This is a genomic window from Ruegeria sp. E1, from assembly GCF_056534225.1.
This window is the reverse complement of sequence record NZ_JBQFPE010000001.1, coordinates 80,946-101,789: the sequence shown is the minus strand read 5'-3', so window position 1 is coordinate 101,789 and position 20,844 is coordinate 80,946. Positions and strand designations below refer to the sequence as shown.

The window sequence follows — 20,844 nt, the reverse complement described above, 5'->3', positions numbered from 1 at the left end:
CCAACCGGGCGCCCTTGTTTCATTTGGGCCGATCTTCCACACTGCATTGCAGAAGGAGATCGCATGGAGACTGAATTTACCAACTTCGTGACCACCCCCGAAGAGCTTGAGCGCATCACCGGCGCGCCGCTGCCACAGATCATCGCCAAGGAATTGCCAGCGCTGGATCAGATGTGCCGCGACTTTATCGCAACCTCACCATTTTGCCTGATCGCCTCGGCCAATCCGGACGGGCATCTGGATATTTCCCCGCGCGGTGATCCGGCAGGCTTTGTGCATGTCATCTCTGACGAACTGATGGCGATCCCTGACCGTCCCGGTAACAAACGCGTGGATACGTTTCACAATGTTCTGCTGGATCCGCGCGTCAGCCTGATCTTTTTTGTTCCGGGTAAAATGGAAACGCTGCGCATTCGCGGAACCGCACAGATATGCGCCGACGCCAAATTGCTGGACGGAATGGCCGTGAACGATCACGCGCCCAAACTGGCCTTGCTTGTGCATGTCGAGACGGTGTTTGCCCATTGCCCCAAATGCGTCATCCGGTCGAATCTGTGGCAGCCCGACGAATGGCCGGACTCATCGCATTTGCCGAACATGAACGCGATGATGGTCAAGCACGCCAAAATCGACAAAACGCCTGATGAGTGGTTCGAAACCCTGAAAGAGACCGGAGAGCTTGATTTGTATTAACCGCTTTGCGGATCGCCAGATGCGGCTTACCGTGATCTCAGGCATTTTCACTTAGACGGATTACACCGATGCTACGCTTTGCACTCATTCTCGCCCTGTCAGTCCCGACAATTGCCACAGCTGCCCCTTGCGGCAACACAAGCAGCGGCTTTGAAGCTTGGAAACAGGATTTCGCAAAGCAAGCTCGGCGCGCGGGCGTAAAAAAGAAGGGCCTGCAGGCGCTGGCGCAGACGCAATACGCCACTCGCACCATTGCTGCCGATCGCAACCAGAAAAGCTTTAAATACTCGCTGGAAAAGTTCATGCAGGTTCGCGGCGCCAATACGATTGTTGCGCAAGGCCGCAAACGCAAGGCCAGAAACCCGCAATTTTACGCCGCGCTTGAACGCCAATATGGTGTGCCGGCCGGGGTTCTGATCGCCATTCACGGCATGGAAACCGGCTTTGGCAACTTCATGGGAGACAGCCAAGTTGTTTCCGCAATAACGACATTGGCCTACGATTGTCGCCGATCCGAGTTCTTTCAGCCGCACGCGATCGGTGCCTTAAAAATGGTCGATTCCGGCAGCATTACGATGGCGACAAAAGGGGCAAAACATGGCGAGTTGGGCCACACGCAGTTTCTGCCCGGCAACGCCCTGACATATGGTGTGGATGCGACGGGCGATGGTCGCGTGGACTTCTACAACCTGACAGATGCACTGGCCTCGACCGCGAATTTTCTGCGTAAGAAAGGGTGGAAACCCGGACGCGGCTATCAGCCCGGAGAGCCGAATTTCGCCGTGATCCAGCAGTGGAACGCCGCCTCGGTCTACCAGAAATCCATTGCCATAATGGCGTGGCGAATCGATAACTGACCTGAAAGGGCGCGAATATCCGCGAACCCCAATTCGGCCACATTCCTGCCACAGAATTTAAACAAACCCCCTAGTTTCTTGGTTTCCAAAGCGTAATCAATCCCGAAGAAAACTCACTTTTTTGCATTTTCGTCAAATTTTGCCCGCTATCGCTGCGTATGGTGATCCGGTCTTTGTCCGGTAAAGGAACATCCTGTGACCTCGAAGCACAGTTATCATGGCGGCCTTCAGTTCAACGGCAGCGCGGATGGTGCGCTGGACCGATCGATCGATATCGTTGCCGCCACGCTGGAAGATTACGGCCATCTGGTTGAACGCAAGACTTTCCTGACTCCCTCTGAAGCGAGCATCGTCACCAGCCAATACCTGATCCGCCTGACCCTGGAGGTCGATGAGCAGGCGTCGTTTGATCGTTATGAGCGAATGGATCGCGCTGCAGGCCTTAAAACACTGGTGCGCAAGCCGGTGACCCTGCCCTGCAACCGTTTGGTCGTCACGATCTCGCCGGTGTCGCAACTGCTGGATGACAGTGAGCTATCTGAATTGATGATGGTCGTCATTCTGTATCGCATGGTCGACATATGCTCGACCCAGCGCGTGGAATGGTTAGCGCCCAACACTGTTTTGACGGTCGAACAGTTTCTGAGTGCATTTGATTCTATTGCGCCGCGCAAGCAAAGGGACCGCAAACAGATCTTCGAGGCGGTCTCGGGCCCATTTGCTGGCCTCGATTTGCCGGACGTTGAACTTTCAACCCCCGCCCCGGCCAAGGCTCGTCCGATCCAGCTGAGCGACGAGCAATTGCTGAGCATCGCCTTCCGCGACGAGTCCGAGCCGGCGATCGATACGCCGCCGGACATCGAAGACGATGATCGCCCAAGCGACATTCTCCGGTTGACCAGTTGGGGCATGACCGGAGCGGTGGCAAGCATTTCGGGGCCCGTTGCGCTGTCGATGGCGGCGGTTAACCTGATCCGTGGCGAAGATTTCCGGTTGAACACGCAGGTTCTGTCGCTGACCACCGCGATCTTTGCTCTGAATACAACCAATGCCTTTGCCGAGGTCGCAAACGTGTTGGGCATGTAGAAGAATTAACCTAAGACCCTCCTAGGAAGGCCCCGCTATTCGGCGGGGTTTTCCATTTTCAGCAGTGTGTCTGCAGACAAGAGATAGGTGTGGATCGAAAACACAACCGCCTTCGTGCGCGGCAGGCGCAACAATGTCTGACGTTCGCTGCGCAGATACCGGGCATCGCCGCGATCCCTGACATCACGCGGACGGGGCTGAAACAACTCGGGATCGTGATACCGCAGAGCGTTGAACCGCCAGAGCGGACGACCCGGTTGGATCCCATCGAACAGCCGCTGAACCCGACGCGCGATGTTGGCGTCATAGGGCTCGATCCGGTCGTGAATTGCAATCAGCGGGCGCATGAACTTCTTGGATAATTCCCAACTGGCCGGGAAACACAGGATGGCTCCGGTCAGGACATGTTGGTCACCGTGTTTCTGCAAGATACAGAAATCCTCCTGCACCAGATTACACAGGGTGTCCAAAGGCCGTTCGCGATCAATGGAAACCTCGACACCGTCGGGGCGTAGAACAGCGTTTCGGGCCTTTGGATAGACCTGCTCCAGCACCAGATCCAGCAGTTCCTGCGCGGGGGCCATGGCTTGTGGATCCATCGCCAGAACCAAATCCCGGTGTTCTGCCAGCAACCGGGCGCGAAGGTTCATCTGGGCGGCAAAGGCGTCATCGCAATGCAGCCAATCTTCCATACTGGCAGGTTTGACCCCGGGCAGCGGGTTCGGCGACAACGGGTCATAGGGAATATCTTGCTGCAAAATCTCTTCCATAGAGACCACTTAACACCTTGGCTGCGTGGCAGCGGTCAAAAAGCGACCTGAACCCGGTCGCAAATACCTCAGACGCGGCATCGGCCGGTTTGCAAGCTGACAGCGCAAGCAGAGAGGCAAGCCATGAACGTACCCTATCGTGACACGCGCAAGATCGACCCCACACGCGGCGCAACACTGGGTGATGGCACTCCGAACGATAATGACCGTATCGAGATCGGGCCGACCCAACTGGCATTTGACGAATGGGCGGCTGCTGGCCTGACACTGCCCAATCTTGAGCGGATGCGCGAATACCGCTGGAAACGGCTGACGCAGGCCATCGTTGATCGCGGCTATGGCGGGCTATTGATGTTTGACCCGTTGAACATCCGCTATGCCACCGACAGCACCAACATGCAGCTTTGGAACACGCATAACCCGTTCCGCGCGGTTCTGCTGTGCGCCGATGGTTACATGGTGATCTGGGACTACAAGAACTCGCCTTTCCTTTCGACCTTCAACCCGCTGGTGCGCGAGCAGCGTTCGGGCGCGGACCTGTTCTATTTCGACAGGGGAGATAAAGTGGATGTGGCTGCGGATGTCTTCTCGAACGAGGTGCGGGTTCTGATCGACGAACACAGCGGCGGCAACCAGCGGCTGGCGGTGGACAAAATCATGCTGCACGGGCTGCGCGCATTGGAGGCGCAGAGCTTCGAGGTCATGGAGGGCGAGGAGGTCACCGAAAAGACCCGCGCCATCAAAGGCCCCGACGAAATCCTTGCGATGCGTTGCGCCAGTCAGGCCTGCGAAACCGCGGTGGCCGAGATGGAGAGATTTGCCCGTGCCAATGTGGGTGACGGCAAGACCTCAGAAGATGACATCTGGGCTGTCTTACATGCCGAGAACATTCGCCGGGGCGGCGAATGGATCGAAACCCGTCTGCTGGCCTCGGGTCAGCGCACCAATCCGTGGTTTCAGGAATGCGGACCCCGGATTACGCAACAGAATGAAATCATTGCCTTTGACACAGACTTGATCGGATCTTATGGCATCTGTGTCGATATCTCGCGCACATGGTGGATTGGCGATCAAAAGCCGCGACCAGACATGGTTTATGCCATGCAACATGCGCATGAACACATCATGACCAATATGGAAATGCTGAAACCCGGCGTCATGATTCCTGAACTGACGGCAAATACACATAAGCTGGACGACAAATTCCAAGCCCAGAAATACGGCTGCCTTATGCATGGCGTGGGACTATGTGACGAATGGCCTTTGGTGGCATATCCCGACAAAGCGGTCGAAGGAGCCTATGACTATCCGCTCGAACCCGGCATGGTCCTGTGCGTCGAGGCAGCCGTGGGAGAGGTTGGCGGAGATTTCTCGATCAAGCTGGAGGATCAGGTTCTGATCACCGAAGATGGTTATGAGAACCTGACCAAATATCCGTTTGACGCAGCCTTGATGGGGCTGACCTAATCCCTCATCACTTCGTCCAGTGGGACCGTCTGACATTGCCGTGCCAATCCTTTTCCAAAGGCTGAGGAGTTGATACGGCTGGGCCTTTTTCGACCGGCCAGCTTTGGCCAAGGGTGAATCCGACCGCCGCCGCTATTGCCAGCGCGGCCAGAACGGCCGGGACGGTCGCAGATGCACGGGGGGCGGTGTAAGCATGAGCCATTGAACTCTCCTTGCAGAAGTTTCTGTTACACCGGCATTGTGGTGGCGTTTATAACTTAATGAAAGCGAATATATTTTAGGTATATCATCACATTTTTTGATCTATCTTGGAAAGCCACAGTGATCACAGCAAAGGATCGACAAAACACGCGCCAGAAAAGGTCGTATACTGTCCCGATAGCTCACCTTCCCGTGACGCTCGTGACACATGGGTTGAGACGCCTGTTGGATCACCACAATATTGGGCGGACCCGAACAGCCGAAGGAACCCCAATGCCCACCGAACGCATCACTTTTCCCGGCCATGACGGCGGCAAACTGGCCGCGCGGCTTGATCTGCCGGATGGACCGGTTCTGGCGACGGCCTTGTTTGCCCACTGCTTCACCTGTTCCAAGGACATCCCGGCGGCACGGCGGATTTCAGCACGGCTTGCTGCGATGGGAATCGCTGTTTTGCGGTTCGACTTTACAGGCCTCGGTCATTCGGATGGAGAGTTTGCGAACACCACCTTTTCTTCGAATGTCGAAGACCTGATCGCAGCTGCGCATTATCTTGCAGGGCGGAACATGGTGCCGACGCTGCTGATTGGGCACTCTTTAGGTGGAGCCGCAGTTCTGCGGGCACGCGCGGGAATTCCATCGGTTAAGGCTGTTGTAACCTTGGGTGCTCCGGCAGATCCGGGCCATGTATCGCACCATTTTGAAGAGGCATTGCCAAAGATCCAGCAGGATGGCGAGGCCGAGGTCACATTGGGCGGGCGTCCGTTCCGGATTGGCAAAGCCTTTGTCGATGACATCTCGGAAACGGCCCTGACACCGGCCATTGCGGACTTGAAAGCCGCACTTTTGATACTGCACGCGCCGCGCGATGAAACGGTCAGCATCGAAAACGCCAGCACGATCTTTTTGGCCGCCAAACACCCCAAAAGCTTTGTGACACTGGATGATGCAGATCACCTGATCACACGCGCCTCTGATGCGGAATATGCCGCTGATGTCATCGCGGCCTGGGTGTCGCGCTATGTCAAACTGTGCCCACCTGCCCCGCCCCCAGGTGCACCCGAAGGCGTTGTTCGTGTGACCGAGGCAGACCCGAGTGGTTTTCTGCAGGATATTCAGTCAGGTCCCAAGCATCACGCGGTTGCGGATGAGCCTGTTTCGTATGGCGGGACAGACCGGGGCATGTCACCCTATGGTTTTGTCGCCTCGGGGCTTGGGGCCTGCACCTCGATGACGATCCGCATGTATGCGCGCCGCAAAAAGTGGCCACTTTCGGGGGTCATCGTCGACGTATGTCACGACAAGGTGCACGCACAGGACGCTGGATTGGCGAGCGAGGGCAAAGTGGACCAGTTCCGCCGCAAGATCAGGTTGGATGGCCCGCTATCTGACGAACAGCGCGCCAAGCTATTGGAAATTGCCGACAAATGCCCCGTTCACCGAACTCTGGAAGGGTCGGCCCATATCACGACCGAGCTTTTGCCCCCGACCTAGCGACGGCGCGGGGACGGACGGTGGATCGGTGGCCGTGCAGCCGGGGGACGTGCCACTGGTGGGCGCGGCCTTGACGGCGGTTTCGATACCGGTGGTTTGGGTCGGTCTGGTCTGACTGGCCGGTCCGGGCGATCTGGTCTGTCCGGTCGATCTGGCCGATCCACATCAATGTCTACATCGACGTCGTGGTAATAGTCGTTCCACAGCATCGAGTCGTAAAATGGATCATACCCATATCCGACACCCACTGTAACGCCGTCACAGGCAGACATGGTAAAGGCAGCGCCGCCAAGCCCCAGCGCCAGCAATGACCGTTTCAGAAACGTCTTAGCCATCGTACTCGCCCTCACCGTATCGCCCGAAATGAATCAAAAACCGCATTCAGATCTTCGACATAGGCCGGGTCAGCGTCGTCGCGCAGAACCGCCACCGCCACAGCAACGCGGCCCCGAGGAAGATCGATCACCGTCGCCGTGAAGTTCACGCCGCGCCCATCCCTGCGACCGGATCCTTTGTAAACCTGCGCGGGCAGTCCACCGATCGAACGTCGCTCATCCCCGGTCACTTTGGCGTCCTTGACCAGGAACTTGTCAATATCGCGCAGGTACTGAATACCGTCATCGATGGTGGCCACGCCCTGTGGCGAAACAAATCCCATCCAGACGGTATCGTCCGTCACCGGACGCAACCCCATAACCCGTGCGACAGCGCGGCTGTCGCCAAGATTGGTATCTTCGATTTCCCGGGCACCGCCAACACGAAGAGCCCAGAAATCAGGAACGACAAATTGGAACAGAGCCTGGCCATCATCCGTGTAAGTGACCGGAGTGTCCGCCGCCGCGGGTGTCAACCCACATAACCAAGTTGCGGCGCACAAGGAAATCGCCTTCGAAGTAAAAACGCGCATATCTCAATAACCTGATGGTTTCATTGCCATCAGATTGAACCCTGACAGGTCACTTTGTCCAGCACTGCGTTGGTTTGGAAAGAAAAAACCCGCGCTCGGGTTAACCGAGCGCGGGTTTGTGATTATGCTTTCGCGGTGGAAGTCAGGTGCGGGCGTTGCCGACCATCTTCCAGATCGCGGGAATCAACAACGCGGCCAGCGCCAGCTTGATCACATCACCGATCAGGAACGGTGTCAGACCCCATTGCAGGATAGGCTGATCCCAACCATAGAGCTGGCCCAGCCACAGCAGGCCCGGCACGTAAATTACGACATTTGCCAGGACAAGTGCCAATGCCAGCTTGCCAACCGAGCGATCCCAGCCGCGCGCAGCCAAAGCACCAAGCAACACAGTCGCCAGCAGATAGCCGACCAAGTAGCCACCAGTGCCACCCATCATATAGGTCAGGCCGAACTTTTCAGCCGACGAGTTTGCAAACACGTCAAAGCCCAGCGCACCAATCAGCAGGTAGCCAAACATGGTGATCAAACCCAGTCGCGCACCATAGGCCGTACCAATGGTCAGAACCGCAAAGGTGCCCATCGTGATCGGAACCGGCCACATCGGAACCTTGATCTTGGCGGCAACAGCCAGTGCGAGAATACCCAGAGCGACCAGAACAACCTGTTTGACGCGCAGCGCTGTCCCCTCGCGCGGGCCGATTGCACCGGCCAGAACATTTGTATTCATTTTTCACTTCTCCCCAATTCGGATCGGAATTCTGCAACAGCAATGCCTCTTCCGGGCGATCACTGCAAGGTGATTGCGCTATCGCAGTACATATTGCGTGTCCATTTCGTAAGACTTTCGCGGGCCAGACACGATCCAGCGCACGTTCCAACGCGGCCAGTTCGAGAAATCATAGAGTGCGTCATAGCTGTCAGGGGCGCAATCATGGTGGTCTGTGGCTTGGCTCGACCCCAGCTTGAGCCGGTGAAAGTACCGACCGTCGTCGAAAAAAACCGCCACCCCGTCGCCGTCCTTGCGCCACAGATAGCGTCGGGTGCCCTTCATTTCGGCCTGGCCGGGAATGCGCAGCGTGACCTCTTCGTCATAAATCAACCCGTCGTCAGCGCGGTGCAGGCAAGCCACTCCGTCCGCTTGCACGACCTGGCCCGCCCGTGCGTCGCGGATAGTACGTGTCAGGGCCCAGCGACCTTCGAATTCTGACAAATCATTCGGAGCGGTCATTGGGGAAGATATCCGTCCGTGATCTCGCCCTTGTCGTCAATGAATCGAATGATCACACCGCTTTGTAAAACATCATAGCAAGCCCAAAGCTCTGACGGCGGCCAGATCGAACAATACCTATCCGCTCGCACAGCCCAGCGTCCGGTGCTGGGCCGCCCCGAAAAATAATGCGTTACCCCGCTTGCATCAAAGCTTTGCGTTACGCCTTCGCCATAGCTGAGTGTCCGCCCTGAAAGCGTGGATACAATCTGATCTCCGGTCAGCGGCCAGAACTCGGTAGCGCCTGCCAATGCGGGCCAAAGGGCTAAAATCAGGGCAAACCGTCTCATCTGCGCACTCGTATCTTGTTCCTGTGGCAAGGCGGGTTTAAACCGCGCCGCAACGCCTCCTGCCAAATCACAATAAGGTGCTGCCGCCAATGATTCCACGTTATTCCCGCCCCGATATGGTCGCCATCTGGTCACCCGAGAGCAAGTTCCGCATCTGGTTCGAGATCGAGGCGCACGCCTGCGACGCCATGGCCGATCTGGGCGTGATCCCGCGCGAAAACGCCGAGGCCGTGTGGAAAGCCAAGGATGTGGAGTTTGACGTCGCCCGCATTGACGAGATCGAGGCCGTTACCAAGCACGATGTCATCGCCTTTCTGACCCATCTGGCCGAGCATGTCGGCAGCGAAGAGGCGCGGTTCGTGCATCAGGGCATGACCAGTTCGGATGTTCTGGACACCTGCCTGAACGTACAACTGACCCGCGCCGCCGATCTGCTGATTGCCGACCTCGAAAGTCTTCTGGCTGCCCTGAAGCGCCGCGCCATCGAACACAAAGACACCGTCCGCATCGGTCGCAGCCACGGCATCCATGCCGAACCCACCACAATGGGCCTGACCTTTGCCCGGTTCTATGCCGAGATGGACCGCAACCTGTCGCGTATGCGCGACGCCCGTGCGGAAATCGCGACCGGAGCGATCAGCGGTGCGGTTGGCACCTTCGCCAATATCGACCCGGCGGTTGAAGAGCATGTCTGCGACAAGCTGGGCCTCGTGCCCGAGCCGATCAGCACTCAGGTCATCCCCCGCGACCGTCACGCCGCCTTCTTTGCAACCCTCGGCGTCATCGCCAGCAGCATTGAAAACATCGCAATCGAAATCCGCCACATGCAGCGGACCGAGGTGCTGGAAGGGGCCGAGTTCTTCTCGATGGGCCAAAAGGGCTCATCTGCCATGCCGCACAAGAAAAACCCTGTGCTGACCGAGAACCTGACCGGTTTGGCGCGCATGGTCCGCGCGGCTGTGATTCCGGCGATGGAAAACGTGGCGCTTTGGCATGAACGCGATATCTCGCATTCCTCGGTTGAACGTATGATCGGGCCTGATGCAACGATTACGCTTGATTTTGCTTTGGCGCGCCTGACCGGCGTGATCGACAAAATGCTGATCTTCCCCGAAAACATGATGGAGAACATGAACAAGTTCCCCGGTCTTGTGATGAGCCAACGGGTGCTTCTGGCACTGACCCAAGCAGGTGTCAGCCGTGAAGATGCCTATGCCATGGTTCAGCGCAATGCGTTGAAGGTTTGGGAGCACCGCACCGATTTCAAGGAAGAGCTGCTGGCAGACGCGGATGTCACCGCCGCCCTCAGCCCCGCAGAGATCGAAGAAAAGTTCGACCTTGGCTATCACACCAAGCATGTCGATACGATCTTTGCGCGGGTATTTGGCGAATAACGCCTGAAATTTCAAACAGCTTTGCAAAGGCCCGGACGGTTTCCGCCGTCCGGGCCTTGTTCTTTTGCCTGAAAGGGCAATGTGCGCTATGATGGCGCTGCATTTTCCGCAAAGGAGAGACGCCATGATCCGCACCCTGATCTGCAGCATTGCCCTGACCGTCGCCGCGTCGGCTGGTCTGGCCTGTACGGGCCATTCGGCCCAGAAACAATCCTGTGCCGAAGGCACGATCTGGGACAGTGACGCTCAAACCTGCGTGAAATTGGTCAATAGCTGACGAAAATTTCTCCTACTCGTGAATAAATGCGACTGACAGGTTGTTAGCTTTTCTGAAGACCACGCTATTGTTTCAGACAGCAGCCCAGAAAACGGAGTTGGATTATGCGTCTCGTATTAGCTTCTGCAATTGCATTTCAGGCATTTGCCTTTGCCCCTGCGGTTCACGCCGCCGGTGGTGACAGCAACCCGCCCAAGCCGACAAATACCACTAAAAAATGTCTGTTCGGGCGCGTCTATGACGAGGCTGCGGGCCGCTGCGTCAAGCCAAACAGATCAAATTTCACCGAAGATCAGCTATATGACGCCGTACGCGAACTTGCCTATGACGGGCAATTTGAGAATGCGCAAGGAATCCTGCGCATTATGGACCAGGATGACGACCGCGTAAAAACCTATTGGGGTTTTACCTACCGCAAAATGGGCAAGCTTGAGCTGGCCAACCTGTTCTATGAACAGGCCATCGCCGCCAACCCCGACAACATTCTTGCCCGCAGCTATATGGGTCAGGGCTTTGTCGCCGAAGGCAAGACTGATCTGGCGATCGAGCAATGGCGCGAGATCAAAGCCCGTGGCGGTGAAGGAACCTGGGCCGAGGCATCCCTGCGCGAGGCCATCCGGACCGGGCTGACTTATAGTTACTGAGTTTCAGGGTTTCTTTACCCGTCTCTCCTTACACTCTGCTTTGCGACGTAATTTTTGGGCAACGCAAGCAGATGCAGGACACACAAGCACTGGTACAGATGACGCCCGGCGCGCGGGAACCGGAACCGCACGAAGATACGCGCGTCGTCCCTCGGACGCTGAACAACAAGGAAAAGGCAGCCGTGATCGTGCGGCTGCTTTTGAACCAAGGGGCCGATATCCCACTTGAGGAACTGCCCGACCCCCTGCAGGAAAAGCTAACCCATCAACTAGGGCGTATGGGGCTGGTTGATCGCGCAACTCTGGCCGCCGTGGCAGCCGAGTTTGCCGATGCGCTGGACAGTGTGGGACTATCCTTTCCACATGGGCTGGCGGGGGCATTGGACGCCGTAAACGGCAAGATTGCCCCTACAACTGCCGCCCGCCTACGCAAGGTGGCCGGGGTCCGTCAGGTGGGCGACCCGTGGGAGCGCCTGCGCGAGGTGCCCGCCGAAGACCTGGCCGAGATGGCGCAGGCCGAAAGCACCGAAGTTGCGGCGGTCATGCTGTCAAAGTTGGACACCGCGAAGGCCGCGCAATTACTTGGCCACCTGCCCGGTCCTGTCGCGCGGCGCATTACCTATGCAGTGTCAAAAACCGCAAATGTCACGCCCGAAGCCGTGGAACGCATCGGCTGGTCCCTTGCAGGCCAGTTGGATCAACGCCCGGTTCCCGCCTTTGATGACGCCCCCGGCGCGCGGGTGGGTGCGATCCTGAATCAGTCAGCCTCGACCACGCGGGATGGTCTTTTGTCCGCGCTTGAAGAGGAAGACGCCGATTTTGCCACTGTTGTCCGGCAATCGATCTTTACCTTTGCGCATATCCCGGCGCGAATCCTGCCCCGGGATGTTCCCGCGGTCCTGCGGGGGGTCGAGCAACCGGTGCTGATCAGTGCGCTGGCAGGGGCGACTGCAAACGAAGATCAGGCAGCAGCAGAGTTCATCTTGTCGAACATGTCGTCGCGCATGGCTGACAATCTGCGCGAGGAAATGACCGAACGCGGAAAAGTAAAACAAGCCGAGGCAGAAGACGCCATGTCGGCTATCGTCGGGGCCATTCGGACCTTGTTGGACGAGGGTGCCATTACGCTGGTCGAGCAAGAGGAAGAGAACGCCACCTAGCATCACAGACGCGCCCGGCAATCTCACAGGTACTTGAGATCGTTCTGGCACGATAGTATGTCTGGCGCTTCAGATCATAGTATTCGATGAGCCCCCCATGCCAGCAGCAAAATCCAAGCTAAGCCGTTTCGAGCTTGGAAAATATTACGTCGCCAATCTGTTCCTGACAGGGGTTATCGGCGGGATGCGTCTTTTGCCCTACGAGACGCGCATCGCAACCATGGGCCGGATCGTGCGCTGGCTGGCCCCTCTGGTCGGGTTTCGCACCCGCGTTCGCCGCAATCTGAAACTCACCCGCCCCGACCTGCCCGAGGACGAGGTCAAACGCATCTGCAAGGCGGTTCCCGACAATGCAGGCCGCGCCATCATGGAACATTTCTCACCCGAGGGTTTCATCGAGCGACAAAGCACAGCCAGTATTTCAGGCCCGGGTGTGGCTGCCTTTGATCAGGCGGTCGCCGAAGGGAAGCCGGTTATGATGATCACCGCTCATTTCGGCCACTATCTGGCGGCCCGCATTGCCCTGCAGGCGCGCGGTGGCAAACCCATCGGATGTCTCTATCGCCGGATGGCAAATCCGTATTTCAACGACATGTATGTTGAGGCGTTCTACAAGACCGGATCGCCCATGTTCGAACAGGGCCGCCGGGGCATGGTCGAGATGGTGCGCACCCTGAAAAAGGGCGGCATCATTGCCATCGTGTCCGATCTGCACGCAATGGGTGGCGAAGAGCTGACATTTTTTGGCAAACCGGCCGTCACATCAGTTCTGAATGCAGAACTGGCGATCAAATACAAGGCTGTCATGATCCCGTGTTATGCGGTGCGTCAACCCAACGGCATCGATTTTGAAATCGTTCTGCACGACCCTGTTCCCCACACCGACCCCAGCACCATGACCCAGTTCACCAATGATGATCTTGAGGCGATGGTGCGCAAACATATGGGGCAATGGTTCTGGATCCACCGCCGCTGGAAAGCGTGGAAGGGTCTGGGCGTTCAGCCGCAGGATATGCCCTGATCACTTGACCCGCGCGGCGGCCACAATCGGCCCGTGGCCAACGCGCTGGATCAGCACCACGGCAGGCAAGTCAAGGTCCACAGATGTGGTAAAGGCCTGAGGCGCAACGCCGTCCCACTGCCCCGCAACCTGCCAGCTTTCGACCACGTTGGCATAGTCCAACTCGTGCCCCGCAAGCTCTCCGCGCCGGATAGAAGCGTGCCGCATCGGTGAATATTGCACGATGCGCACATCATAAGTCGTGCCCTTCGGCAGTTCCACCGGGGCAACCTCGACCATCACGTCATCGCCGGCGCGCGTCGCTGTAACCTCGGCCTCAGGCGCGGCGGTCAGATGGGCCGTGATCAGACGATCCAACTCGCCCGCCTTGGCCCCCACGACATCCTGCTGGCCATTCACCACCATCTGCGGCGTGTAAATCATGGTGCGCCCGCCTTCGCGCGCGTAGGCACGTTGGCGCAGGGTGTGACCGGGCTTGGCGTATTCGTCTTTCCAGCCGATGTAGTCCCAGTAATCCACATGCAGTGCCAGGCCAATCACATCCTCGCGCTGTGCCAGCTGTTCCATGATCCGATCCGCCGGTGGACATGAAGAACACCCCTGCGAGGTGAACAGCTCGACCACAACCGGGTCAGCCTTAGCCGTGGCGGTGGTCAGGAGAAGTGAGGCAAGCGCGGTCAGGGCGGCGGATCTGAGCATGAATTTTCTCGGTCTGTGTGAGCGTTCGAAAGGTCTAAACCGGAATCACGTAAACCACCAATCAAGGTTTCTTGAGAGCGTACGAGCGAAATTTCGCAAAAATGTGTGCAATGGTATACAAAAATTGCCGCAGGTAGCCTATTGGACCTTGAACCGAGGGCCAACGTCATGCAGATACCCATCAGCGAATCCCATATTCCACGTCATTTGAGAGGGAGGCCACAGATGCCCATCAAAGTCGGACAGGATACCGCCAAGACACGCCGCAGCCTGAGCGTGAATGGCAAATCCATTTCCTATTACTCGATCCCCGCCGCGCAAGAGGCCGGTCTGGGCGATTTTTCAAAGCTCCCTGCCGCATTGAAAGTCGTGTTGGAAAACATGCTGCGGTTCGAGGATGACGGGTTTTCCGTCTCGGTCGATGACATCAAGGCCTTCGGTGAATGGGGTGCCAATGGCGGCAAGAACCCCCGTGAAATCGCCTACCGCCCTGCCCGCGTGTTGATGCAGGATTTCACCGGTGTTCCGGCGGTTGTTGACCTCGCTGCGATGCGCGACGGGATCAAGGGTCTGGGCGGCGACGCGCAGAAGATCAACCCGCTGAACCCGGTTGATCTGGTCATCGACCACTCGGTCATGATTGACGAATTTGGCAACCCGCGCGCGTTCCAGATGAACGTGGATCGCGAGTATGAACGCAACATGGAGCGTTACCAGTTCCTGAAATGGGGCCAGAACGCGTTCAACAACTTCCGCGTTGTGCCCCCCGGAACTGGCATCTGCCATCAGGTGAACCTGGAATATCTGGCCCAGACCGTCTGGACCGATACCGATCAGGACGGCAACGAAGTCGCCTACCCCGATACGCTGGTCGGCACCGACAGCCACACCACCATGGTCAACGGCATGGCCGTTCTGGGCTGGGGCGTTGGCGGGATCGAGGCCGAGGCCGCAATGCTGGGGCAGCCGATCTCGATGCTGATCCCCGAGGTTGTCGGCTTTGAGCTGACCGGCGCGCTGGTCGAAGGTACCACCGGCACCGATCTGGTGCTGAAAGTCGTTGAAATGCTGCGCGAAAAGGGTGTTGTGGGCAAATTCGTCGAATTCTACGGCGAAGGTCTGGATCGTCTACCACTGGCCGATCGGGCAACCATCGCCAACATGGCCCCTGAATATGGCGCGACCTGCGGCTTTTTCCCGATCGACGGCGAGACGCTGCGCTACATGCGCAATACCGGACGCGACGAAGATCGTATCGCGCTGGTCGAGGCCTACGCGAAAGAAAACGGATTCTGGCGCGACGCGGATTATGCACCGATCTACACCGACACCCTGTCGCTGGATATGGGCACCATCGTTCCTGCGATCTCGGGTCCGAAACGCCCGCAGGACTATGTTGCGCTGACAGACGCCAAGGCCGCTTTCACCAAAGAGATGGAAGAGACCTTCAAACGTCCCATGGGCAAAGAAGTCGCCGTCAAAGGCGAAGATTACACCATGGAATCGGGCAAGGTTGTGATCGCCTCGATCACGTCCTGCACCAACACGTCGAACCCCTATGTGATGATCGGGGCGGGTCTGGTGGCACGCAAAGCGGCTGCTTTGGGTCTGAACCGAAAGCCGTGGGTCAAGACCTCGCTGGCGCCGGGAAGCCAAGTTGTGAGCGCCTACTTGGAAGCTGCTGGCTTGCAGGAAGATCTGGATAAGGTTGGATTCAACCTTGTGGGTTATGGCTGCACCACCTGCATCGGTAACTCGGGGCCCATTCAGGCCGAGCTGTCCGAAGCGATTGCCGAGGGCGACCTGGTTGCCACCTCGGTTCTGTCGGGTAACCGCAACTTCGAAGGCCGCATCTCGCCGGATGTACGTGCGAACTATCTGGCCTCGCCACCGCTGGTCGTCGTCTATGCGCTGGCCGGGACACTGGATATCGACCTGACTTCGGAACCGATCGGTCAGGACAAGGACGGCAACGATGTCTACATGAAGGACATCTGGCCTTCGACGCAGGAAGTTGCCGAACTGGTCGAACAGACAGTGACCCGCGAGGCATTCCAATCGAAATATGCAGACGTCTTCAAAGGCGATGAGAAATGGCAGAGCGTCGATGTTCCGCAGCAGGAAACCTATGATTGGCCTCCGACTTCGACATACATCCAGAACCCGCCTTATTTCCAGGGGATGAGCCCCGAGCCAGGCACGATCTCGAATATCGACGGTGCCAAGGTTCTGCTGATCCTGGGCGATATGATCACAACCGACCATATCTCGCCCGCAGGCTCGTTTGCGACAACCACTCCGGCTGGCAAGTATTTGGTCGACCGTCAGGTGCAACCGCGCGAGTTCAACTCGTATGGCTCCCGCCGTGGCAACCATGAGATCATGATGCGCGGCACCTTTGCCAACATTCGTGTCAAGAACGAGATGCTGGATGGTGTCGAGGGTGGCTATACCAAAGGCCCCGATGGCGCGCAGACTTCGGTCTATGAGGCGTCGATGGCCTATCAGGAACAAGGCACCCCGCTGGTCGTCTTTGGTGGCGAACAGTATGGCGCCGGCTCGTCGCGTGACTGGGCAGCCAAGGGGACCGCACTGCTGGGCGTCAAGGCAGTCATCGCCGAAAGTTTTGAGCGTATCCACCGGTCCAATCTGGTTGGCATGGGCGTGATCCCGTTCGAGTTCACCGGCGGCGACACCCGCAAGTCATTGGGTTTGACGGGGGATGAGACCGTCTCGATCCACGGGTTGGATACGATTGAGCCGCTGCAGGAGGTTCCCTGCACAATCGTCTATGGTGACGGGACCGAGAAGACCATCACCCTGAAGTGCCGCATCGATACCGCGCCCGAGATCGAATACATAGAGAACGGCGGCGTGCTGCATTATGTTCTGCGGAATCTGGCCAAAGCGGGCTGAGTTTTCGCCACTTGAGAGTTCGGAGAGGACGCCTGAGGGCGTCCTTTCTTTTTGCGAGGCTCTGCCTCGCGCTCCGAGGTATTTTTGAACAGAAGAAGTTGTATTCGTGCCGCTTTCCGGGTCTGGTATGCGCAGGAGGTAGCATGGACAAGGTGGCATTGGTAACAGGCGGCGCGCGCGGGATCGGGCGGGCCATTGTCGAAGACCTGATGCGCGATCATCGGGTGGCGTTTACCTGGCTGTCCACTGAACCCGCGCCCGAGCTTTTGACCAGCGAGGTTCTGGCGGTCCGTTCTGATTTGGCTTTGCCGGGTCAGCCAGCGGCGGTGATTGCGCAGGTGATTGAGCGGTTTGGGCGGCTGGATGTGATCGTGAACAACGCAGGTCTTGTCCGTTCGACCCCGAAGGAGGCGTTTGAGCCCGACGATCACCGCGCCATTCTTGACCTTAACCTGCTTGCGCCCATGGCCCTGCTGAGCGCTGCCCTGCCCCATTTGCAGCCCGGTGCATCCATCGTCAATATTTCGTCAATGAACGCGACACTGCCGCCCCGCGATGCTGCGACTTACGGGGCCAGCAAGGCGGCGCTGAACCTGTGGACCCGCGCGATGGCCAAAGAGCTGGGGCCGCAAGGCATCCGCGTGAATGCGGTTGCCCCCGGCGCAATCAACATTCCCGAAGCCCCGCGCCCGGATGATCTGACCGCGCTGTTTGTCGAAGAGACCGCCCTTGGGCGGGCTGGCACGCCTGAGGACATCGCAAAGGTAGTACGGTTTCTTGCGTCCGAAGAATCAGGCTTTGTTACAGGGGAGATTCTGGGCGTGACCGGTGGATACCGGCTATAGCGACAAGCCCACGCAGCAAAGCGTCTAGCCGCCTGCGGCCTTTTCCAATGCGGGCCGGATCGTGCTTTCGATTACACGTTGGGTGATCGGCCCAGCAAAACGCAGGATGATCTTGCCCTTGCCGTCGACAACATATGTCTCGGGCACGCCATAAAGCCCCCAGTCCAGCGCCATACGGCCCTGTTCATCGCGCCCGATGGCTTTGTAAGGGTCGCCAAGTTCGATCAGAAAAGCCTCGGCATTGTCCAGCTTGTCTTTGTAATTGATGCCGTAGACCGGAATCCCCTCATCCGACAGTGCTTCGAGGTTGGGATGTTCGGCGCGGCATGGTGCACACCAGCTGGCCCAGTAGTTGACCAGCTTGACCTCACCATCGCGCAGGGTTGCGTCGTCGAACAGGCCTTTGCCCGGGAATTCGGTCAGGACAACGGGCGGTGCGGGTTGGCCTTCGCGCGCGGATGGCAGGGCATCGGGATCGTCGCGGAACATTCCGATCCCGGCCAGGACAGCAAATGCACCGAAGATCAGCGGCGGGGCGATCATCAGAGGAGAGATCTTAGCCATCGCGGCGCATCCTTTGTTCAATACTTTCCATCTCGGCGCGAACCTTACGCCCGCGCAGAATGCTAACGACGATCAGGGCGACAAGCAGAGCGATGGACGCACCATAGGCTGACAGGACCGTATCGGAGTATTTTCCCAGATCGGGTATCATGAGTTCACCCTTTCCCGCGCCTGCAACGCCTTGATCCGGCGTGCGCGGATTTCTGTTCCCGTCCGGTACAGAACCAGCGCGATGAACAACAACACGAAGCCGATGATGCACAAAAGCAGCGGGTAGAAAAAGACGTTGCTGACCTTTTCCTCGGTATCCGTGCCGGTGATGGCACCCGCGCGCATGACCGATGCGCCCTGATGCAAACCCTGATTCCAGAAGTTCACTGCGTAGCGGCTGAGGATCGCAAAGACCGAGCCTACAAGGCACAGGATCGAGGTCAGGTCGGCCGCCGTATCGGGATCATCGAAAGCTTCCCACAGGGCGACATAACCCAGATAGAACAGAAACAGCAGCAGGAACGAAGTCAGGCGCGGGTCCCAGGCCCACCAAGTGCCCCACATCGGCTGGCCCCAGATGGCTCCGGTCGCCAGCGCGATCAGCGTCATGACGATACCGACCGGGGCCGCCGCCCGTGCGGCCAATGCGCTGACATGGTGACGGCGCACCAGCCAGACCAGCGAGGTTGCCAGCATCATCAGCCAGCAATTGATCGCCATCAGCGCTGCAGGCACATGCAGGTAAATGATCTTGACGGTCGAGCCCTGCTTGTAGTCATCCGGCGTGAAAAAGAAGCCCCAGACCAGCCCGACAACAATGCAGGTCAGCGCCGTTGTCCAAAAGAACGGCAGCACGCGTTCGCTGGTCGCAAGAAACTTGCGCGGGTTGGCATATTCCCAGAGGGCGTTGGCTTTGGCTGCGATGGTCATGGGCCCTATCTAGTCCGACTCTGCCTTGTTCTCAATTGACCTTGATCAAACTTGTGGCGCTTCACCGCAGATTGATCCGCAAAACCGCCGCGCTGGCAAAGGGCAGCAGTGCGATGGTTGCAAACGTGATCCCGGCCAGCATCAGTAGCGGCGTCTGGGTTTCCATCCCGGTTGCACCGCGCCGAGCCACCTCGGCCCCGAAGATCAGCGTCGGCACATAGAGCGGCAGCACCAGAAGCGACATCAGCAGTCCGCCACGTTTCAGGCCAACAGTCAGCGCCGCACCAAAGGTGCCAATGACGCTGAGTGCCGGAGTGCCAAGTAGCAGTGAAACCACGAGCCATGTAAAACCCGGCACTGGAAGGTTCAGCAACACGCCCAGAACAGGGGCCGCCAGCACCAGAGGCAAACCCGTGGTGAGCCAATGCGCCAGCGCCTTAATCGTCACCACCGATTCCAGCGGTAGGGGAGCGGTGGCCAGCAGGTCCAGCGACCCGTCCTCCCAATCCAGAGCAAGGATGCGGTCCAGCGACAACAGGCAGGCCAGCAACGCCCCCAGCCACAGAATACCCGGCGCGATTGTCGATAGCAGCGACGATTGCGGTCCCACCGAGAACGGGACCAGAACTGTCACGATCAGAAAGAAGGCCAGCCCAAGGCCAAATCCGCCGCCTGCGCGGATTGACAGTTTCAGGTCGCGCGACAACAGGGCGATCACAGGAAGCCTCCGTCAAAATCGTCAAGGGGCTTGGGTTTGGCTTTGTTGCGGCCAACGTCCAGTATCTCTGCTTCAAGACCAAGATCGATATGTGTGGCGATCAGTGCCGAACCGCCCTGCCCCAGATGCGCCTGAACGGCTGAGGCAAACATCTGCACTGCGTTGCGATCCAGCGATACGGTTGGTTCATCCAACATCCAGATCGGGCGGCCCGTTACCAGCATCCGCGCTAGACCCAGTCGGCGTTTCTGTCCGGCAGAGAGATTTCCCGCGTGCCGGTCTGCAAGGTCCTTTAGATCAAAGGCGTCCAGCGCAGGCCGTATATCAATTGTGCCGAACACAGAGGCCCAGAAGGTCAGATTTTCGGTCACGGTCAGGGTTGGTTTCAGACCGTCGGAATGTGCGGCATAAGCGATACGGTCGGCAGCCCCTTCGATCCTGCCGGACAAGGACGGCTGAAGCCCTGCAAGCGTGCGCAGCAACGTCGTCTTGCCGATCCCGTTTGGCCCGCGCAGGATCAGCGCCTTTCCCGGTGGCAAGGCAAAGTTAAGCCCTTCAAGCACGGGAATACCCCCGCGGGTGACGGTAAGATCGGTCACGGTCAATGTCATGACGTTCCGCTTATCCCATTGCGGTCAGGGGCAAAAGGA

25 protein-coding genes are annotated in these 20,844 nt (G+C 58.2%); 12 read left to right on the top strand and 13 right to left on the bottom strand.

Going from position 1 to position 20,844, the window contains the following annotated elements:
* Positions 1–63 precede the first annotated feature (63 nt).
* From ACR0FG_RS00495 to ACR0FG_RS00485, 3 genes are all read left to right on the top strand, one after another.
* Entirely contained in the window at positions 64–693 is a 630-nt protein-coding gene (locus ACR0FG_RS00495; RefSeq protein ID WP_480889053.1) for an MSMEG_1061 family FMN-dependent PPOX-type flavoprotein, read from the top strand.
* Positions 694–761: 68 nt separating this feature from the next.
* Positions 762–1,550, top strand: a complete 789-nt coding sequence (locus ACR0FG_RS00490) for a lytic murein transglycosylase (protein WP_480889051.1) — start codon at positions 762–764, stop codon at positions 1,548–1,550.
* Between the two features lie 195 nt (positions 1,551–1,745).
* Positions 1,746–2,636 carry a hypothetical protein gene (locus tag ACR0FG_RS00485; RefSeq protein WP_480889049.1) on the top strand — a complete coding sequence of 297 codons (891 nt, stop codon included), beginning with the start codon at positions 1,746–1,748 and terminating at the stop codon, positions 2,634–2,636.
* 35 nt (positions 2,637–2,671) lie between these two features.
* Here the strand turns inward: ACR0FG_RS00485 and ACR0FG_RS00480 are convergent, their stop codons facing one another.
* On the bottom strand, positions 2,672–3,406 hold the full coding sequence (locus ACR0FG_RS00480; protein ID WP_480889047.1) for a heme-dependent oxidative N-demethylase family protein: 735 nt from the start codon (positions 3,404–3,406) through the stop codon (positions 2,672–2,674).
* 123 nt (positions 3,407–3,529) lie between these two features.
* Here ACR0FG_RS00480 and dddP point away from each other — a divergent pair, with 123 nt between their 5' ends.
* Positions 3,530–4,873: a dimethylsulfonioproprionate lyase DddP gene (gene dddP, locus ACR0FG_RS00475; RefSeq protein WP_480889045.1), complete on the top strand. Its 1,344-nt coding sequence runs from the start codon at positions 3,530–3,532 to the stop codon at positions 4,871–4,873.
* Between the two features lie 7 nt (positions 4,874–4,880).
* Here dddP and ACR0FG_RS00470 read toward each other — a convergent pair whose 3' ends face one another.
* Positions 4,881–5,075, bottom strand: coding sequence for a hypothetical protein (locus tag ACR0FG_RS00470; protein WP_480889044.1), 195 nt, complete (start codon positions 5,073–5,075; stop codon positions 4,881–4,883).
* Positions 5,076–5,347: 272 nt separating this feature from the next.
* On the opposite strand from ACR0FG_RS00470, the gene ACR0FG_RS00465 reads away from it, so the two are divergent.
* Positions 5,348–6,568 (top strand): bifunctional alpha/beta hydrolase/OsmC family protein, encoded by a 1,221-nt coding sequence (locus ACR0FG_RS00465; RefSeq protein WP_480889042.1) that lies wholly within the window; start codon positions 5,348–5,350, stop codon positions 6,566–6,568.
* Here the strand turns inward: ACR0FG_RS00465 and ACR0FG_RS00460 are convergent.
* The 5 genes from ACR0FG_RS00460 to ACR0FG_RS00440 all read right to left on the bottom strand — a co-directional run bounded on the left by ACR0FG_RS00460 (position 6,565) and on the right by ACR0FG_RS00440 (position 9,035).
* The gene (locus ACR0FG_RS00460) at positions 6,565–6,903 is read right to left on the bottom strand and encodes a hypothetical protein (RefSeq protein WP_170713680.1); all 339 of its coding nucleotides are present in this window, start codon (positions 6,901–6,903) and stop codon (positions 6,565–6,567) included. The two genes, ACR0FG_RS00465 and ACR0FG_RS00460, sit on opposite strands and share 4 nt — an antisense overlap.
* An 11-nt stretch (positions 6,904–6,914) precedes the next feature.
* Positions 6,915–7,475 carry a hypothetical protein gene (locus tag ACR0FG_RS00455; RefSeq protein WP_480889039.1) on the bottom strand — a complete coding sequence of 187 codons (561 nt, stop codon included), beginning with the start codon at positions 7,473–7,475 and terminating at the stop codon, positions 6,915–6,917.
* A gap of 142 nt (positions 7,476–7,617) precedes the next feature.
* Entirely contained in the window at positions 7,618–8,205 is a 588-nt protein-coding gene (locus tag ACR0FG_RS00450; protein WP_170713675.1) for a biotin transporter BioY, read from the bottom strand.
* A 78-nt stretch (positions 8,206–8,283) separates the two neighbouring features.
* Positions 8,284–8,706, bottom strand: a complete 423-nt coding sequence (locus tag ACR0FG_RS00445) for a DUF6314 family protein (RefSeq protein ID WP_480889037.1) — start codon at positions 8,704–8,706, stop codon at positions 8,284–8,286.
* The gene (locus ACR0FG_RS00440; protein WP_480889035.1) at positions 8,703–9,035 is read right to left on the bottom strand and encodes a hypothetical protein; all 333 of its coding nucleotides are present in this window, start codon (positions 9,033–9,035) and stop codon (positions 8,703–8,705) included. The genes ACR0FG_RS00445 and ACR0FG_RS00440 overlap by 4 nt, the downstream gene beginning before the upstream one ends.
* An 89-nt stretch (positions 9,036–9,124) precedes the next feature.
* Here ACR0FG_RS00440 and purB point away from each other — a divergent pair, with 89 nt between their 5' ends.
* The 5 genes from purB (at position 9,125) to ACR0FG_RS00415 (ending at position 13,531) form a co-directional block, all read left to right on the top strand.
* A complete protein-coding gene (purB, locus tag ACR0FG_RS00435) occupies positions 9,125–10,429 on the top strand; it encodes an adenylosuccinate lyase (RefSeq protein WP_480889033.1) in 1,305 nt (434 codons plus the stop codon).
* A 124-nt stretch (positions 10,430–10,553) separates the two neighbouring features.
* Positions 10,554–10,706 (top strand): carbohydrate-binding module family 14 protein, encoded by a 153-nt coding sequence (locus tag ACR0FG_RS00430; RefSeq protein ID WP_170713667.1) that lies wholly within the window; start codon positions 10,554–10,556, stop codon positions 10,704–10,706.
* A 104-nt stretch (positions 10,707–10,810) separates the two neighbouring features.
* Positions 10,811–11,350 (top strand): tetratricopeptide repeat protein, encoded by a 540-nt coding sequence (locus ACR0FG_RS00425; RefSeq protein WP_170713666.1) that lies wholly within the window; start codon positions 10,811–10,813, stop codon positions 11,348–11,350.
* A gap of 98 nt (positions 11,351–11,448) precedes the next feature.
* Positions 11,449–12,510, top strand: a complete 1,062-nt coding sequence (locus ACR0FG_RS00420) for a flagellar motor switch protein FliG (protein WP_480889534.1) — start codon at positions 11,449–11,451, stop codon at positions 12,508–12,510.
* Between the two features lie 97 nt (positions 12,511–12,607).
* Positions 12,608–13,531 carry a lysophospholipid acyltransferase family protein gene (locus ACR0FG_RS00415; RefSeq protein ID WP_480889032.1) on the top strand — a complete coding sequence of 308 codons (924 nt, stop codon included), beginning with the start codon at positions 12,608–12,610 and terminating at the stop codon, positions 13,529–13,531.
* Here the strand turns inward: ACR0FG_RS00415 and ACR0FG_RS00410 are convergent, their stop codons facing one another.
* Positions 13,532–14,230, bottom strand: a complete 699-nt coding sequence (locus ACR0FG_RS00410; protein ID WP_480889031.1) for a DUF1223 domain-containing protein — start codon at positions 14,228–14,230, stop codon at positions 13,532–13,534.
* Positions 14,231–14,455: 225 nt separating this feature from the next.
* On the opposite strand from ACR0FG_RS00410, the gene acnA reads away from it, so the two are divergent.
* Positions 14,456–17,146 carry an aconitate hydratase AcnA gene (gene acnA / locus ACR0FG_RS00405; RefSeq protein WP_480889029.1) on the top strand — a complete coding sequence of 897 codons (2,691 nt, stop codon included), beginning with the start codon at positions 14,456–14,458 and terminating at the stop codon, positions 17,144–17,146.
* Positions 17,147–17,289: 143 nt separating this feature from the next.
* Positions 17,290–17,991, top strand: coding sequence for an SDR family NAD(P)-dependent oxidoreductase (locus tag ACR0FG_RS00400; RefSeq protein WP_480889027.1), 702 nt, complete (start codon positions 17,290–17,292; stop codon positions 17,989–17,991).
* Between the two features lie 24 nt (positions 17,992–18,015).
* Here the strand turns inward: ACR0FG_RS00400 and ACR0FG_RS00395 are convergent, their stop codons facing one another.
* The 5 genes from ACR0FG_RS00395 to ccmA all read right to left on the bottom strand — a co-directional run bounded on the left by ACR0FG_RS00395 (position 18,016) and on the right by ccmA (position 20,805).
* The gene (locus ACR0FG_RS00395; protein ID WP_480889025.1) at positions 18,016–18,555 is read right to left on the bottom strand and encodes a DsbE family thiol:disulfide interchange protein; all 540 of its coding nucleotides are present in this window, start codon (positions 18,553–18,555) and stop codon (positions 18,016–18,018) included.
* Entirely contained in the window at positions 18,548–18,706 is a 159-nt protein-coding gene (gene ccmD / locus ACR0FG_RS00390; protein ID WP_480889023.1) for a heme exporter protein CcmD, read from the bottom strand. The genes ACR0FG_RS00395 and ccmD overlap by 8 nt, the downstream gene beginning before the upstream one ends.
* Entirely contained in the window at positions 18,703–19,476 is a 774-nt protein-coding gene (locus tag ACR0FG_RS00385) for a heme ABC transporter permease (RefSeq protein WP_480889022.1), read from the bottom strand. Before ACR0FG_RS00385 ends, ccmD begins: the two co-directional genes overlap by 4 nt.
* A 61-nt stretch (positions 19,477–19,537) precedes the next feature.
* On the bottom strand, positions 19,538–20,194 hold the full coding sequence (gene ccmB / locus ACR0FG_RS00380; RefSeq protein WP_480889020.1) for a heme exporter protein CcmB: 657 nt from the start codon (positions 20,192–20,194) through the stop codon (positions 19,538–19,540).
* Positions 20,191–20,805 carry a heme ABC exporter ATP-binding protein CcmA gene (gene ccmA, locus ACR0FG_RS00375; RefSeq protein WP_170713648.1) on the bottom strand — a complete coding sequence of 205 codons (615 nt, stop codon included), beginning with the start codon at positions 20,803–20,805 and terminating at the stop codon, positions 20,191–20,193. Before ccmA ends, ccmB begins: the two co-directional genes overlap by 4 nt.
* Positions 20,806–20,844 lie beyond the last annotated feature (39 nt).